14 protein-coding genes and 2 tRNA genes are annotated in these 16,295 nt (G+C 44.5%); 8 read left to right on the plus strand and 8 right to left on the minus strand.

From position 1 onward, the window contains the following. Positions 1 to 49 precede the first annotated feature (49 nt). Together HMPREF9378_RS10810 and HMPREF9378_RS10805 are read left to right on the plus strand one after the other, a co-directional pair. Positions 50 to 123 (plus strand) — tRNA-Arg (locus HMPREF9378_RS10810). A gap of 46 nt (positions 124 to 169) precedes the next feature. Continuing rightward, a tRNA-Pro gene (locus HMPREF9378_RS10805) sits at positions 170 to 243 on the plus strand. 338 nt (positions 244 to 581) lie between these two features. On the opposite strand, the gene HMPREF9378_RS10800 is transcribed toward HMPREF9378_RS10805, so the two are convergent. The 4 genes from HMPREF9378_RS10800 to HMPREF9378_RS10785 form a co-directional block, all read right to left on the minus strand. Next, entirely contained in the window at positions 582 to 899 is a 318-nt protein-coding gene (locus HMPREF9378_RS10800; RefSeq protein WP_002899683.1) for a DUF960 domain-containing protein, read from the minus strand. 127 nt (positions 900 to 1,026) lie between these two features. Continuing rightward, a complete protein-coding gene (gene ntdP / locus HMPREF9378_RS10795; RefSeq protein ID WP_002896978.1) occupies positions 1,027 to 1,560 on the minus strand; it encodes a nucleoside tri-diphosphate phosphatase in 534 nt (177 codons plus the stop codon). An 86-nt stretch (positions 1,561 to 1,646) separates the two neighbouring features. Then, positions 1,647 to 2,423, minus strand: coding sequence for a recombination regulator RecX (gene recX, locus HMPREF9378_RS10790; RefSeq protein WP_002899684.1), 777 nt, complete (start codon positions 2,421 to 2,423; stop codon positions 1,647 to 1,649). Positions 2,424 to 2,449: 26 nt separating this feature from the next. Then, positions 2,450 to 3,226 (minus strand): aminoglycoside 3'-phosphotransferase, encoded by a 777-nt coding sequence (locus HMPREF9378_RS10785; protein WP_002894527.1) that lies wholly within the window; start codon positions 3,224 to 3,226, stop codon positions 2,450 to 2,452. Between the two features lie 55 nt (positions 3,227 to 3,281). On the opposite strand from HMPREF9378_RS10785, the gene rlmD reads away from it, so the two are divergent. After that, positions 3,282 to 4,652, plus strand: coding sequence for a 23S rRNA (uracil(1939)-C(5))-methyltransferase RlmD (gene rlmD / locus HMPREF9378_RS10780; RefSeq protein WP_002913231.1), 1,371 nt, complete (start codon positions 3,282 to 3,284; stop codon positions 4,650 to 4,652). A gap of 200 nt (positions 4,653 to 4,852) precedes the next feature. Here rlmD and HMPREF9378_RS10775 read toward each other — a convergent pair whose 3' ends face one another. The 4 genes from HMPREF9378_RS10775 to HMPREF9378_RS10760 form a co-directional block, all read right to left on the minus strand. After that, positions 4,853 to 5,557, minus strand: a complete 705-nt coding sequence (locus tag HMPREF9378_RS10775; RefSeq protein ID WP_002899687.1) for an MIP/aquaporin family protein — start codon at positions 5,555 to 5,557, stop codon at positions 4,853 to 4,855. 67 nt (positions 5,558 to 5,624) lie between these two features. Beyond that, positions 5,625 to 7,451 (minus strand): type 1 glycerol-3-phosphate oxidase, encoded by a 1,827-nt coding sequence (gene glpO / locus HMPREF9378_RS10770; protein WP_002899688.1) that lies wholly within the window; start codon positions 7,449 to 7,451, stop codon positions 5,625 to 5,627. A 68-nt stretch (positions 7,452 to 7,519) separates the two neighbouring features. After that, the gene (gene glpK, locus HMPREF9378_RS10765) at positions 7,520 to 9,028 is read right to left on the minus strand and encodes a glycerol kinase GlpK (protein WP_002913232.1); all 1,509 of its coding nucleotides are present in this window, start codon (positions 9,026 to 9,028) and stop codon (positions 7,520 to 7,522) included. A 156-nt stretch (positions 9,029 to 9,184) separates the two neighbouring features. Then, on the minus strand, positions 9,185 to 10,612 hold the full coding sequence (locus HMPREF9378_RS10760) for a helix-turn-helix domain-containing protein (RefSeq protein ID WP_002913233.1): 1,428 nt from the start codon (positions 10,610 to 10,612) through the stop codon (positions 9,185 to 9,187). 253 nt (positions 10,613 to 10,865) lie between these two features. On the opposite strand from HMPREF9378_RS10760, the gene HMPREF9378_RS10755 reads away from it, so the two are divergent. From HMPREF9378_RS10755 to HMPREF9378_RS10735, 5 genes are all read left to right on the plus strand, one after another. Further along, positions 10,866 to 11,096, plus strand: a complete 231-nt coding sequence (locus HMPREF9378_RS10755; RefSeq protein ID WP_002894544.1) for a DUF1858 domain-containing protein — start codon at positions 10,866 to 10,868, stop codon at positions 11,094 to 11,096. 2 nt (positions 11,097 to 11,098) lie between these two features. Next, complete coding sequence (locus HMPREF9378_RS10750) at positions 11,099 to 12,460, plus strand: DUF438 domain-containing protein (RefSeq protein WP_002899691.1); 1,362 nt, start codon at positions 11,099 to 11,101, stop codon at positions 12,458 to 12,460. A 26-nt stretch (positions 12,461 to 12,486) separates the two neighbouring features. Next, the gene (locus HMPREF9378_RS10745) at positions 12,487 to 12,741 is read left to right on the plus strand and encodes a DUF1912 family protein (RefSeq protein WP_002899692.1); all 255 of its coding nucleotides are present in this window, start codon (positions 12,487 to 12,489) and stop codon (positions 12,739 to 12,741) included. Positions 12,742 to 13,141: 400 nt separating this feature from the next. Beyond that, complete coding sequence (locus HMPREF9378_RS10740; RefSeq protein ID WP_002905172.1) at positions 13,142 to 13,612, plus strand: ribonuclease H family protein; 471 nt, start codon at positions 13,142 to 13,144, stop codon at positions 13,610 to 13,612. Positions 13,613 to 13,625: 13 nt separating this feature from the next. Continuing rightward, entirely contained in the window at positions 13,626 to 16,274 is a 2,649-nt protein-coding gene (locus HMPREF9378_RS10735) for a valine--tRNA ligase (protein WP_002913234.1), read from the plus strand. Positions 16,275 to 16,295: the final 21 nt, after the last annotated feature.

Here is a 16,295-nt window from a genome sequence, read left to right on the forward strand (position 1 = left end):
TTTGATTTTTTCTGAAGTTTTGGTATAATGAAATTAATATGAATAGTGAGCACCCTTAGCTCAACTGGATAGAGTACCTGACTACGAATCAGGCGGTTAGAGGTTCGACTCCTCTAGGGTGCATTTGGCAGCGAAGCCTTAGGGCTCCGTTTTTAGATTGTTTAAACACCGGGAAGTAGCTCAGCTTGGTAGAGTACTTGGTTTGGGACCAAGGTGTCGCAGGTTCGAATCCTGTCTTCCCGACTAGATAACATAGAAGATAGATGTACTAATCTATCTTTTTGTTTTTAAGAAAACTGTATTTACAGTATTTATGACTTAGCTTACATTGGATTTAATTAGCGATAGAATCTTTTAGAACTTCTGGTCTTGTCTCTTTATATAATCCTATTTGAATGCAAGGGATTTGATTATTCAACTAGGTTTAGTTTGATTTTAAAGTCTAGTGTTCCAGAAGTTTAGTTTGTATCAAGCTGCTCAAATGTACTTTCCACTTGAGATGAGTAATATTAAAGATAAAAACCTCTGATAGCGGTGAATAGTTGCTTTCAGAGGTTTTTATATGTGCTGAGTTTGATTTACTACATCAAAGAGTATTCATCAGATAGCATAATGGTTTCTTTGCCCTTGTTATCAACGATGTAGACTTTTCTGGGAAAGAAAGGGTCAAATTGATAGTTTAAGTCAAATGAAATAATGGTGTTGAAGTTCTTTTGTGAGAAGCGTAGAGATACTCTTCCTTGGCGGTTGATGATTTCGAACTTGAGGACCGGGCGGAGTTCAAAGACGCCTTTGAGATTGTTATCGATGATATACCAGAATGAGTCGACAATTTCTTCAGGGAGGCTCGTCATGATGCCAAAGCTGGCATATCGGCCGAGAGTATTTGTAAATGCCATGGGAGACTCCTTTCTTACGGTCTGGATTTTCTTATATGATACCCGAAAATGCTTGAGATTGCAAGAATTTGACCTCTTGTGAGGACGAATTAGACAAAAGAAAAAGAGCTTACGCTCTTTGACAACTTTATCGATTCTTTAGTTCAACATAACGTTTGTACCAAATATTGACATAGGCATCTGAAAATGGACCTCTTCCGTTGTTAATCCAATCAACTAGGATTTTGACATTTTCTTTGAGAATGAAATCCAAATCATCAGAATAGTGCATCTGTTTTTTGTGACGTTCATATTCTTCTACATCCAACAGGCGTTTTTCACCATCAGCAAAGACTTTGACGTCTAAATCATAGTCAATGTATTTTAGAGCTTCATTATCCAGATAGTAAGGGCTGGCTAGGTTGCAGTAGTATGAAGTTCCATTGTCTCGAATCATGGCAATGATATTAAACCAGTATTTTTTATGAAAATAGACAATGGCTGGTTCACGTGTTACCCAACGTCGGCCGTCACTTTCTGTTACCAATGTGTGGTCATTAACACCAATAATGGCGTTTTCTGTTGTCTTTAGTACCATGGTATCTCGCCAGGTGCGGTGAAGATTCCCATCATGCTTATAACTTTGAATTGTAATAAAGTCGCCTTCTTTTGGAAGTTTCATAACTTACCAACTTTCTACAATTTATAAGTTTATCTTCTTTATTGTAACATATTTTCATAGAAATGCATAAGTTTTCATAGAAAATCTTAAAGATATTCTCTCAGAGCGCTGGCGATGTCGGAGAAATCATAGCCTTTGCGAGCTAGAGCTTGGGTCAGACGCTGTTTTAAGTCATAGCCGTCGTATTTTTTTGAGTACTTGCGGTATTGCTTGTCTAGCTCTTTATAGAGCAGTTCTTGCTGGTTTTCTTGGTCTTCTTCGATTTGCAAATGCTGATAGGCGGTTTTGGCTTGACTATAGGAAAAACCTTTGTTTATCAAGGATTGAAGAATTTTATCTTGTAAGGCCTTGCTGGGCAGTTTTCCCTGGTATTTTCTGAGCAGCTTTTGGGCAACCTTGTCTGTTAGTTCAGTGAAATCAAACTGGCTCAATTCGTCTTCAATAATAGTGCTAGAAATCCCTTTTTGACTGAGTTTTTGTTTGAGAACAAAAGCGCCTTTGTCACCAGTGAGAAGGTTGGATTGGATAAAAGAATGAGCATATTTTCTATCATTAATCCAATTATCCTTTTTTAGATTGTCCAAGACCTGACTGATGATTTCTGGTTGGATGTCGTGCTGCGTTAAGTAGTCTTTAACTTCTTTAGCAGTTCTTTGCTTGAAGGAGAGATGATAGAGGGCTAGATTTTTTCCGTAAGAAAATTGGGCATAGTCTTGAATTTTTGATAGCTCCTGCTCTGTGATTTCCATTCCTTTGGACAGCATGAAGCGAACGATGGTGTCTTCTGTAATATAGAGCTTTTCACTGTCGTCCAACTCCAAGAGGTAGAGTCTTTTTTTCTTTTCGATTTTTGTGATTTTCATAAGAGATTTTGGTAGAATCCTTTCTTTTAGCCAAATGCTTCAAAGGCAGCTATCAAGCGCAGTTTGTCTGTATCAACATCCTTCTGGCCATAGTAGTCAAGAAAGAGCTCTGCGTATTGGGGGTCAGATAAATTATAAGTAAGAGACCAGATTGCCCAGTAAAGGTCAAGGTGGCGATCACTAAGGCCAGCGAGTCCAAGGTCAATAAAGCAGGAGAAGGTTGCTGCGTCTTTCAAAATGAAATTGGGTAAGCAGGCATCTCCGTGAATCAAGGCATCCACCGTCAGTAAGTGTCCCTGTTCTTGGATAAGCTGATATGCTTCCTCACGGCTTTGGATATGAAACTGAGGCAGTAAAGCTTTTTGATAAAAGCAACCTTTATGGTAATTTTCCTCTGCTTGTTCTTTATAGTGTTGGAGGCGATGCTGGATTGGGAAATGCTGGGGTTGGAGGCTGTGAAGTTTTCTGAGTGTGACAGCCATCGTTTGGCAAAGTTCTTCTGGCTGTTGGAGAAAGGCTAGGGCGTCCTTACCCTCGGCTTCTTTAGTCAGTAAGTAGTCTTTATCTGCTGTTAGGTAGTGAATGACCGGCACACCGAGTCCTTGCTCTTCAAACCATTTGGCAAGTGTGGCTTCTTGTGCTAACTGGCCTTTTTGATCGATTTTCAAATAATAGCCCGTATCGGCATAGAAAACACTGGCTACAGAATGTGAGGAACTGTCGTAAAAAGTGGCTCCCTCTAGATAAGTTCGTATTTGCTCAGGAAAATGGTCTACTGGAAGGGATGTCTTTTCTGCTTTCATACTTTTATTGTAACATATTCTCAACTAATGCGAGGCAGCGTGGTATAATAGAAGCATGAATGTGAAAGTGAAACAAAGAATCCCTTTGAAAATTAAGAAAATGGGGATTAATGGGGAAGGGATTGGATTTTATAAGAAAACGCTGGTCTTTGTGCCAGGGGCTTTGAAGGGTGAGGAAGTCTACTGTCAGGTGACCAGGGTTCAGCGTAATTTCATCGAGGCCAAGCTCTTGACCATCAACAAGCGGTCAAAATTTCGGATGGAAGCGCCTTGTGAGATTTATGATAGCTGCGGGGGCTGTCAAATCATGCACCTCCACTATGACAAGCAGTTGGAGTTTAAGGAAGATTTGCTGCGTCAGGCCTTGAAAAAATTTGCGCCAGCTGGTTACGAAAACTATGAGATTCGTCCAACCATTGGTATGCAGGAGCCGCTCTATTATCGGGCCAAGTTGCAGTTTCAGACTCGGAAATTTAAGGATGAGGTCAAGGCGGGGCTCTATGCCCAGAATTCCCACTATCTGGTCTCGCTGAAAAACTGTCTAGTTCAGGACAAGGTAACGCAAAAGATCATAAATAAGGTAGCTCGGCTTTTAGGGAAGTATAGACTGCCCATCTATGATGAGAGAAAGACTGCTGGAGTACGTACCGTTATGATTCGTAGATCCAGAAAGACGGGTCAGGTGCAGATGATTTTTGTGACGGGGCGTAAGCTGGACTTTTCTCCAGTCGTTCGAGATCTAGTGGCTGAATTTCCTGAGTTGGAAACAGTGGCAGTTAATTATCATACGAGCAAGTCCAGTGAGATTTACGGGGATAAGACAGAGATTATCTGGGGCGAGGAGGCTATCCAAGAAGGGGTGCTGGACTATGAGTTCTCCCTGTCTCCTCGAGCTTTCTATCAGCTCAATCCTGAACAGACAGAGGTGCTCTACGGGGAGGCGGTTAAGGCGCTGGATGTAACGGAAGAAGACCATTTGATTGATGCCTATTGCGGGGTTGGGAGCATCGGCTTTGCCTTTGCTAAAAGGGTCAAGTCTTTGAGAGGTATGGACATCATCCCTGAGGCCATTGAAGACGCCAAGCGCAATGCCAAGCGCATGGGCTTTGACAATACTCTCTACGAGGCTGGAACGGCAGAGGAGATTATTCCTCGCTGGTATGCTGAGGGCTATCGGGCGAATGCCTTGATTGTCGACCCGCCGCGAACGGGTCTTGACGATAAGCTGCTGGAGACGATTGTCCGCTATGCACCTAAAAAGATGGTCTACGTTTCCTGCAATGTCTCAACTCTGGCTCGGGATTTGGTCAAGCTCTGTCAGGTCTACGATGTCCACTATATCCAGTCGGTTGATATGTTTCCGCATACTGCTCGGACCGAGGCAGTGGTGAAATTGTCTAAGAGAGATAGCACTCGGTTGAGTTAATCGGAAACGGATTGCTAGAGTTGGCAAAATCATTCTAAAAAGGACTTAGTTTTCTTGTAATACAGAGCTAAGTCTTTTCTTTTGTCAAAATTGCAAAGGTTTTATCGGAAGCGTAAGCTTGGAAGGTTAGTCTCTTCCTAATCTATTAGTCAAAAAAAAGAGAACACTCGTCAAGTGTTCTCCAATGATAATCAGTTATATTAGAATAAACCGAAGACTAGGACTGCAAGGACGGCACCAATAATTGGTCCGACAACAGGAATCCAAGCATAGCTCCAATCGCCATTTCCTTTGTTTGGAATCGGAAGGAGACTGTGCATGATGCGAGGTCCTAAGTCACGAGCCGGGTTTAGGGCATAACCTGTTGTTCCACCAAGCGAGAGACCAATTCCGACAATGAGTGTTCCGACTGCAAAAGTGCCAATGCCTGCTTGCAGCTTATAAAGTCCAAGAGCGAAGATAGTCAGTACAAGGACAAAAGTTCCAAGGATCTCGCTAATCAGGTTAGAGAAGGTATCTTTGATAGCTGGGCCTGTGCTGAATGTGCCTAGGACGTTAGCTGGATTTTCTTCAGCTAGATAGTGAGGTTTGAACTGTAGGAAGACGAGGAACTGTCCGACCATAGCACCTGCAAACTGAGCAAGGACGTAAGGAAGAACAGATGCCCAAGGCAAATCACCTTTCAGAGCTACTCCGATTGTTAGGGCAGGGTTCAGATGGGCTGGGCCAAGGTTGCCGGATACAAAAGCAGCGATGGCAACAGCGATCCCCCATCCCATGGTGATTACAATCCAGCCTGAATTGTGACTCTTAGTTTTGGGAAGAACCACACCTGCAACTACACCATTACCCAGAAGGAGCAAGAGCAGTGTTCCTAAAAATTCGCCAAATATTTCTTTCATCATCTATGTTACTCCATTTAAAAGAAGGGGTGGCAGACAGTTGTTAGTCTACCGCCTCTTCTTGTATTTTCTATTTTTTTAATTCTTCTAAATCGTTATTTGCAAGGGCAGCTTGTACGTCGTTTCGATAAGCTGCTTTTTCTTCTTCTGTCCAGTCGTAGAATCGTCCCATTTCATCCAGAACAGGCTCTACAATAGCATCTAAACCATCCCGCATAAAGAGCATGTGATTTGTCCGGCGAAGCAGGAAGTCGACTGGGCTGAGTGCTAATTCATTACGCATAGCATAATGCAGTGACAAGGTATCCGCTAGGCTGAGACCTGGTGCTTGTTCAATGCTGTGAGCGAGGGCAAAGACTTTAGGAGCATTGGAACCGTAAAGGTTTGCAAGATAGAAGGCTTCTTTGCTGTCTAAGCCGCGTGAGACACCAAGTTGAGCAAAGGCTTCGATTTCGGAATCCACATTTGCTGGATTGAGCTCTCCGCCTGAAACAGGGTAGGTCTTAGAGTTGATGATCTTGAAGCTGCGGTCAAATTCTCCTTTGAGGATTTCAACCACACGCTCCATAGCGCCCTCAGCCATCTTACGATAGTCTGTGATCTTACCGCCAGCAAGGGTCAAGAGGCCATTGTTATCACGTTCTAAGCTGGAACCGCGGGACACAGCAGATGGATCCAAGTGTTTTTCAGAAGTGCTGCTTTCGAGTTGCGTAACAGCTGCTTCAACATCCTCACGAGATTTTTCTTTGGCCAGATAGCTTTCAACAGTCGCAATCAGTGCATTGAAACTTTCGTCGCTAATGGTACCGTTGTTTCCGCCGTTGTAGTCAGAAGCACTGTTTCCTGCAATCAGAGGACGCAGACCAGCCCAGCTGCTTTCGATATCGTCAATTGTAATCTTTGCTTCTGGGAAGCGATTATTGACAATGCCTAAGAGGTAATCCACATCTTCTTGTGTTACTTTTGGATGCTCTAGGTCGCCAGTGTAGTCAGTGTCTGTCGTACCAAAGTAAGTTTTATTTTCACGTGGAAGGACAAAGACCATCCGGCCGTCTCCCAAGCCTGTGTCAAAGTAGACTGGCTGAGAAACCTTAATCTTGCTAGAGTCAACCACTAAGTGAACACCCTTAGTTGGACGCATTTGTGAATATTGCTCACCGTCATTTGACAGATTGCGCACCTTGTCGCTCCAAGGTCCAGTTGTGTTGATGACTAGGCGAGCCTTGATTTCAAAGACTTCATCCGTTAAGAGGTCACGCGCAACAACACCTGTAATCTTTCCAGCTTCATCAAAGAGGAAACCTTCTGCCTTGACATGGTTGGCAATCAGTGCGCCGTCTTGGTTGGCGCGTTTGATATTTTCAATCACAAGGCGTGCATCGTTGTTGCGGAAGTCAAGATAGACACCACCGCCGACCAGGCCTTCCTTCTTGAGTTCAGGTTCCCGTTCTAGGACTTCTTCCTTGCTCAAGACCTTGTTGGCAGCAGGAGTGTTGTTAACACCGGCCAAGAGGTCATAGAGGTCCATAGCCACTTTGAGACGGAAGAGACTGAAAGTAGCACCCTCTTCTTCGTAGACAGGAAGTAGCATAGGATCTGGTTTTGGAATATGAGGGGCAATTTGCTGGACCACAGCACGCTCAGAAACTGTATCTGAGACCACCTCTACGTCGAATTGCTTGAGGTAACGAAGGCCACCATGGACCAATTTCGTAGAGCGGCTAGAAGTCCCTTCGGCAAAGTCCTGCATTTCAATCAGACCAGTCTCCAGGCCACTTGCAGCTGCTTGCAAGGCTACTCCAGCACCGGTAATCCCACCGCCAATAATCAGGAGGTCCAAGGTGCGTTCCTGCATTTTTTTTATCGATAATTCACGTGTTTTCTTTGAAAATTCCATAATTACACACTTTCTAACTTAGTCGTTTCCTGCTTCTGCTGACTTTATCATCAAAATAAGAATCAGTATTAGTCATCGATTTCTGCAAAGACTTGAGTTGCCTTAACGGCTTTTTTCCATCCTTTGTAGAGTTGTTCCTTACGGGATTCATTCATAGACGGCTCAAAGAGTTCTCCTGTTTCATTGAGAGTGCGGAGTTCGTCTAAGTCTTTCCAGTAGCCTACTGACAGGCCTGCCAAGAAGGCTGCACCGAGAGCAGTTGTTTCTAAGTTTTTAGCACGGGCAATATCGATTCCCAAAATGTCAGCCTGGAACTGCATGAGGAAGTTGTTCATAGCAGCACCGCCGTCGACTTTGAGGACTTGAATAGCTGTCTTAGCGTCAACCTGCATAGTGTCAATGATGTCGCGTACTTGGTAAGCGATGGATTGCAGAGTAGCCTTGATAAAGTCTTCCTTGCTGGTTCCGCGGGTCAAGCCAAAGACAGATCCACGTGCATTTTGATCCCAATACGGAGCGCCTAGACCTGTAAAGGCAGGTACGACATAGACTTCGTCATTGTTTTGAGAATTGAGGGCATATTTTTCAGATTCTGGTGAATTTTCAACCATCCGAAGACCGTCGCGTAGCCATTGAATAGCACTTCCGGCAATGAAGATAGAACCTTCTAAGGCATAGTAAACTTTACCGTTGATACCGTAGCCAATAGTTGTCAAGAGGTTGTTTTCAGATAGTTGCATCTCTTCACCAGTGTTCATGATGATGAAGGAACCAGTTCCGTAAGTATTCTTGACCATGCCAGGCTCAAAAGCTAACTGTCCAAAGAGAGCTGCCTGCTGGTCACCAGCCATACCAGAGATTGGAACTTCTCCCCCGTAGAAATGGAATGGAGCAGTCTTACCATAGATTTCTGAGTTAGAACGAACTTCTGGAAGCATAGCCTTTGGAATGTTAAGGATTTCCAAAATCTCATCGTCCCATTTGAGTTCCTTGATATTATAGAGCATGGTACGGGCTGCATTTGAGTAGTCGGTCACGTGAGAAGCACCGTCAGTCAATTTCCAAACCAGCCAGGTATCGATGGTACCAAAGAGCAATTCGCCCTTTTCAGCTCTTTCTTGTGCTCCCTCTACATGGTCCAAAATCCAGCGAACCTTGGTAGCAGAAAAGTAAGCGTCAATAATCAAACCAGTCTTTTCATGGAATTTTTCCACATAGCCTTGGCTTTTCAGCTGTTCAGCCAGAGGAGCAGTCTGACGAGATTGCCAAACGATAGCATTATAGATAGGAAGACCAGTATTCTTATCCCAAACGACAGTTGTTTCACGCTGGTTGGTGATTCCGATGGCTTCGATTTGATTAGGTTTGACTCCACTTTCGATGAAGGCACCTGCGATAACGGACTGCACGGAGTTCCAAATTTCATTGGCATTGTGCTCAACCCATCCAGCTTGAGGGAAAATCTGAGTAAATTCTTTTTGACTGGAGCTAACTTTTTCTCCTTTTTTGTTAAAGATGATGGCGCGTGAACTAGTTGTTCCTTGGTCGATGGCCATGATGTATTTTTCTTGTGACATGAACTGTCCTCCTAGTAAAAATCTTGAGGAGTTTTCCTCTACAGTAACTAGTATATAAAATAAAGCGCTTTCTTTTTTATCAACTTTTTTTAAATTTTAAAAAAATCTGAGGAGATTGTGCGAAAATCACAAGAAACCTGGAGAAATCCAGGTTTCTTAATGGAATATCATGTGACGGATTTGAGCCAAATCTTCCAAATCTAAGTCATTTTTTAAATAATAGATGGGAACTTGCTGGGTTTGATGGATGGGATTGTTGGTGATGATGAGGTCATAATTTCTGCTAAGGTCGTAGGATTCAATCGTAATAAAGCGATTGTACTCTAAATAGCGTCTTAAAATGGCCGTCATCCTGGAAACAACGATAAAGCTATCTGTCAAGTCCATGCCTATCTTGATTACTTGACCGTCGTTTTCAGCAATGTACTCCATCAGCTGGAGCCATTCCCACAAAACCTTTTTATCCAGAGATGTTCCCTGCTGGAAAATAGGCAGTTTGCTAAAAATAGTGTCAGCCACTTGTCGGTAATCGTATTCGCTCCATAAGTAAGGATGGCGCAATTCCAGATCGTGCTTGTATTTGTCTTGCAAGAGATAGCCTCGAAAAAGAAAGACACGGGCACAGAGCTGACTGAGTTCGTAGGTCACCTGGTCCTCGATGTAATCCCCTAGCAAGTCCTGAGACTTCATCTCTTGAATGAGTTGCGTAATCAGACTGGCAATTTCACCACCAAAGCCCAGTATATATTCCATGGTGTGCAGGGGTAAAATCCGATGGGAAAGCAGAAATGAAAAGAAAATCATCATTTCCCCGTCTTCTTGGCTCAGAGTGATGTGCTGACCGGCAAAGAAATCATTTGTCCGGCGATGCAAGCGTTGGTAGAAGATGTTTTCAAAATAGCCCTGCATTTTCTGTTCAATGTTTTGGAATTGACTGGCTTTGACTCTTAGGCGCTGTTGGGTGATGTGTGCCCAAAGAGCCAAGTCCAATCGCTGCCCTTGAGAGAGTTGGGCTCCGCAGAGTTCTTCTAAGACGGCAACTTCCTGCCTTCTTTCTGATTTTTGAAGTTCTTTTTCCCAATCTTGACTAGACCAGACCTTGCGAAAGAGGCAGAAATAAAAATAGCGGATCTGGTGCTCAGGCCCTTTTAAGCGGCCATTTTGGATAGATAGCTCAAACTCTGATAAAATCTGATTTAGACCAGATATATGGCGGCCGAGGGTTGCTTCACTGATCATCAGTTCCTGAGCTAATTGATGGGCTAAAAACTGCTGATGATAGAGCAAGTAGTTTAAAATCTGGTGTTTGATAGCATTGCCCAAAAAGAGTCTGCGAATGTCCCGTCCCTTGGTATCCGGTCCGATGGACAGACTGAGTGTTTCGTCTTGAAGCTGGATGGATAAGGTTGCATGATGGTCCATAGCCTTGTCGTTAATCAAGCTAATGTACTTGGTCAAGGTTGCTTTCGAGAAGCCTGTTTCAGACATGACGTCCTTCAAACTGGATGTAGAATGCTGCTGTAAATAAGACAGGACAATAAACTGCCCCGCTTCACTCTTTTCCATTAAGTCTGCAAGATACATACGAAAACCCTCTCAATTCACTAATCTTAGCTTATCACAAAAGGGAAAAAAGACGAAGCAATGTGCTTTATATTTTCTTATCGTTGCCTGAGGCAATAATGGAAGCATAAGTCTAACATCTTATCTATCTTAATTCGCTATTCCATTTCTTTTGAATAAGCATAAGAGGAGCAGACACTCCTGCTTTTTTTGCTTTGAGTCTGATAGCTTTTTTATGGTATAATTGTAGAAAAATGACGATGAAGGAGCAGCTATGGATAATGTGATTGATTTGTCTATCCCGGTGGCAGAAGTGATTGAGAAGCAGCCAGAAGTTTTGGATGTTCTGGTCGAGTTGGGCTTTACGCCTCTGGCCAATCCCGTTATGCGCAATACAGTCGGGCGCGTGGTTTCTATCAAAAAAGGTGCTGGTATGAATGGCATTGACCTTAATAAAATCAAGCAAACTCTGGAATTAAATGGCTATGAAGTGGTGGGGATTTAGGCATGGCTACTGAACGCATTGAGGTCCTCAAGTCTATCTTGCTGGACCTACATAATGGAGCTTCAGCAGAATCTGTTCAGGAGCTTTTCAACGAGCATTTTGCAGGTGTGTCCGCTATTGAGATCAGCCTGATGGAGCATGAGCTAATGAACTCAGATACGGGAGTGACCTTCGAAGACGTCATGTCCCTCTGCAATGTCCATGCCAACCTCTTTAAAGGGGCCATTCAGAATGTAGAGGTGGCGGATACTGACCATCCAGGCCATCCGGTTCAGATCTTTAAGCAGGAAAATCTAGCCTTGCGGGCTGCCCTCATGCGGGTTCGCAGGCTCCTATCTACCTATGAAAGCACAGAAGATGAGGACCTTCTTCCTGAAATCCGCAAGGGACTCCAGCGCCAGCTGGGTTTGGTAGGGCAGTTTGATATCCACTATCAGCGCAAGGAAGAGCTCATGTTTCCCATCATGGAGAGCTACGGCCACGATTCGCCACCCAAGGTCATGTGGGGGGTAGACGACCAGATTCGAGAACTTTTTCAAGAGGCTAAGATTGCTGCAGAGCAGTTGCCTGATACTTCGATTGAAGAAGTCAAGGACAAGTTTGAGACTTTTGCTGCTGAGTTTGAAGCTATGATCTTCAAGGAAGAATCAATCCTTCTCATGATACTCCTAGAGTCCTTTCATCAGGATGACTGGCTCAAGATTGCTGAGGAGAGCGATGCTTATGGCTATGCTATCATCAAGCCAACGGAGAAATGGATTCCTGCGCGGCACTCATTCTCGGAGGAGGAAGCTGGGGATGCTGCTGATGAAGGAAGCGAAGCGTCAGCCAGTAGAGAGCAGTCTAGTGATGGCAGATTTGAGCAGGTCATTGATACGCCAGATGGTCAGGTCACCATTTCCTTTAAGCCTAAGGAAAAGAAGGAACAAGCCTTTAATCGGGAGTCCCAGCAGCCTTTTGGTCATGGCTATCTGTCGGTGGCGGAGGCCAATCTGATTTTGGACCATCTGCCTATGGAGATTACCTTTGTCAATAAGGACGATATTTTCCAGTATTATAATGACAGTGTGCCGGCAGATGAGATGATTTTCAAGCGGACGCCGTCCCAGATAGGGCGCAATGTTGAGCTCTGCCACCCGCCCAAGCTATTGGACAAGGTGCGGCGGATTTTCAAGGCTCTGCGCGAAGGAGAGCGGGATAAGTTTGAGATGTGGTTCAAGTCGGAATCACGGGGCAAGTTTGTCCATGTGACCTATGCGGCGGTGCGGGATGAGGCCGGTGAATTTCAGGGGGTGCTGGAGTATGTACAGGACATTCAGCCCTTCCGTGACATTGACAGTGATTTTTACCGAGATTTGGACTAGGTATTTGCAGTTAGAAAGTGAGAAAAATGAGTTACGAACAGGAATTTTTACAGGAGTTTGAAGCTTGGGTCAAGACCCAGGTCATGATTAACGAGATGGCCCTCAAGGAGAGTCAGGCGGTCTACGAGGCGGATCAGGACGAGCGGGCCAAGGAAGCGGCCATTCGCTATGAAAGTCGTCTAGATGCCTACCAGTTCCTTTTAGGAAAATTCGCCAACTATCAGGCGGGCAAAGGATTTCACGACCTGCCAGACGGACTTTTGGGTGAGAGAAATTATTGATTTTTTACTGGAAAGGTGATAAAATAGGTTCATCAGAGGTGTTTTGAGTCAAGCATTTTACAGAAAGTGGCGGTGCTGAGAAGTCCACAAGTGTGTCAAAACTGGTTGCTGATGAGATGAAAAATTGAAATAAAAGTGTCTTTTTGTTTCCTTTTAGGACTAGGCAAGGAGCTGCAGGCTATACTAGCGTATGCCAAAGCGACTTAACGACATCATAAAAGAGAAAGAAGAAGAGAAAAGTTGCGGGCATCTGCCCGAAATTGGGTGGTACCGCGGATGAACACATTCGTCCCTGTCATGGATATGGCAGGGACGATTTCTATGTACCTTTGTGAGATAAGTCCTAGGGATAAAATCAAGCTTAGGTACATTGAAGTATTAGAATTAAGGAGAATAGATAATGAGTACTAATATGATTTTTTTTGATGCAAGTACAATTGGACATAATGGAAATCAAGATAGAAATCAAACAAAAATAAAAGTTGTTGATTCATCAAAAAATTCTTTACTTTCCAAGTTAGATTTATCAAATTATTTTAAAAGTCCTTTTGGAATTGAGGAATATGATGAAACTAGTGGAATAGCAACTTTGAATGATGGTTTAACCAATAATCACGGAGAGCTCTTAGGACTTTACTTAGCTATGAAAATAGCTGAACAAATTGGTATAAAAGTGATTTGTGGCGATAGTAATAATGCGATTCAGTATTGGTCCAAAGGACAGTATAATCAAAAAAATATTAAGAATAATGAAACTATAGATTTAATAAAATTAGTAACTAGTCAGCGCATTGGTTTTGAAAAAGATGGGGGAGAAGTTAGGAAGATTTCGGGAGATTCTAATCCTGCCGATTTAGGATATCATAAGTAGAAAGGACAAACACATGTCTAAACAACTTTCACCTAAATACAATCCAGCCGAGGTTGAGGCTGGGCGTTATCAAAAATGGCTTGATGCTGATGTTTTCAAGCCTTCTGGAGATCAAAAGGCCAAGCCTTATTCGGTTGTGATTCCACCACCAAACGTGACTGGGAAACTTCACCTTGGTCACGCTTGGGATACGACCTTGCAGGATATCATCATCCGTCAAAAACGTATGCAAGGCTTTGATACGCTTTGGCTACCAGGGATGGACCACGCGGGGATTGCGACTCAGGCTAAGGTCGAGGAGCGCTTGCGGGAGCAAGGCATTTCCCGGTATGACCTTGGTCGTGAGAAATTTCTCGATAAGGTCTGGGAATGGAAAGACGAATACGCGACGACCATCAAGGAACAATGGGGCAAGATGGGGCTCTCTGTAGACTATTCTCGTGAGCGTTTTACCCTTGATGAAGGTCTATCAAAAGCCGTCCGCAAGGTTTTTGTCGAGCTTTACAAGAAAGGCTGGATCTACCGTGGTGAGTTTATCATCAACTGGGACCCAGCAGCTCGCACAGCACTGTCTGATATCGAGGTTATCCATAAGGATGTCGAAGGTGCTTTCTACCACATGAACTACATGCTGGAAGATGGCTCACGCGCCCTTGAAGTTGCGACTACTCGTCCTGAGACTATGTTTGGGGATGTTGCGGTTGCGGTCAATCCAGAAGACCCACGCTATAAGGATTTGATTGGTCAAAACGTTATCCTGCCGATTGCCAATAAATTGATCCCGATTGTGGCCGATGAACACGCAGATCCTGAGTTTGGGACTGGTGTCGTGAAAATCACGCCTGCTCACGATCCAAACGACTTCTTGGTTGGTCAGCGCCATAACTTGCCGCAAGTCAACGTGATGAACGACGACGGAACCATGAACGACTTGGCCTTCGAATTTGCAGGCATGGACCGTTTTGAGGCTCGTAAGGCAGTCGTTGCCAAGTTGAAAGAAATCGGTGCTCTAGTTAAAATCGAAAAACGCGTCCACAGTGTTGGTCACTCAGAGCGGACTGGCGTTATGGTTGAGCCGCGTCTGTCTACCCAGTGGTTTGTCAAGATGGACCAATTGGCTAAGAATGCCATTGCCAACCAAGCTAAAGATGACAAGGTAGAATTCTACCCGCCTCGTTTCAATGATACCTTCCTCCAATGGATGGAAAATGTCCATGACTGGGTAATCTCTCGTCAGCTCTGGTGGGGTCACCAAATCCCTGCTTGGTACAATGCAGACGGCGAAATCTATGTAGGCGAAGAAGCACCAGAAGGCGATGGTTGGACGCAAGATCCGGATGTACTGGATACTTGGTTCAGTTCTGCCCTCTGGCCCTTCTCAACCATGGGCTGGCCTGATGTGGACTCAGCTGACTTCAAGCGTTACTTCCCAACTTCAACCTTGGTAACAGGTTACGACATCATCTTTTTCTGGGTGTCTCGTATGATCTTCCAATCTTTAGAATTCACTGGTCGTCAGCCATTCCAAAATGTGCTCATCCACGGTCTTATCCGTGACGAGGAAGGTCGCAAGATGTCCAAGTCACTGGGAAATGGGATTGACCCGATGGATGTCATTGACAAATACGGTGCCGATGCCCTGCGTTGGTTCCTGTCAAACGGATCTGCCCCTGGACAAGACGTGCGCTTCTCTTACGAGAAAATGGATGCTTCTTGGAACTTCATTAACAAAATCTGGAACATTTCCCGCTATATCCTCATGAACAATGAAGGCTTAACGCTGGATGCTGCGCGTGAGAATGTCGCTCAGGTGGCGGCTGGTCAGGCAGGTAATGTCACCGACCGCTGGATTCTCCACAACCTCAACGAAACCATTGGCAAGGTCACTGAAAACTTCGATAAATTTGAGTTTGGTGTGGCTGGCCATATCCTCTACAATTTCATCTGGGATGAATTTGCCGACTGGTATGTGGAGCTGACGAAGGAAGTGCTTTACAGCGAAAATGAAGACGAGAAAGTCATCACTCGCTCTGTCCTCCTCTACACGCTGGACCAAATCCTGCGCCTGCTTCACCCAATCATGCCTTTCGTGACCGAGGAAATCTTTGGTCAAATCTCAGAAGGCACCATTGTGACCGCAGCTTATCCAGTGGTTCGTCCAGAGTTTGAAAATGCCGAGGCAGCAGCAGGCGTGGAAGCTATCAAGGATCTGATTCGTTCGGTGCGTAATAGCAGAGCAGAGGTCAATGTGGCGCCAAGCAAGCCGATTACCATCTTGATTAAGACGACAGACAGCGCGCTGGAAGCCTTCTTCAAGGGTAATGTCAACTACATCAAGCGTTTCACCAATCCTGAGCATCTGGAAATTGCGGCAGACCTTGCTGTGCCAGAGCTGGTCATGTCCAGCATCATCACAGGCGCAGAAATCTACCTGCCGTTAGCAGACCTCCTCAATATCGAGGAAGAACTGGCTCGTCTCGAAAAAGAACTAACCAAGTGGCAGAAAGAACTGGATATGGTCGGCAAGAAACTCTCTAACGAACGCTTCGTAGCCAATGCCAAACCAGAAGTCGTCCAAAAAGAACGAGACAAACAAGCCGACTACCAAGCTAAGTACGATGCAACAGTAGCGCGGATTGATGAGATGAGGAAACTCGCGTAAGTTATTAAAATCAGTTGTGAA

It is taken from the genome of Streptococcus sanguinis SK1 = NCTC 7863 (genome assembly GCF_000194945.1).
In the GTDB taxonomy this organism is placed as follows: domain Bacteria; phylum Bacillota; class Bacilli; order Lactobacillales; family Streptococcaceae; genus Streptococcus; species Streptococcus sanguinis.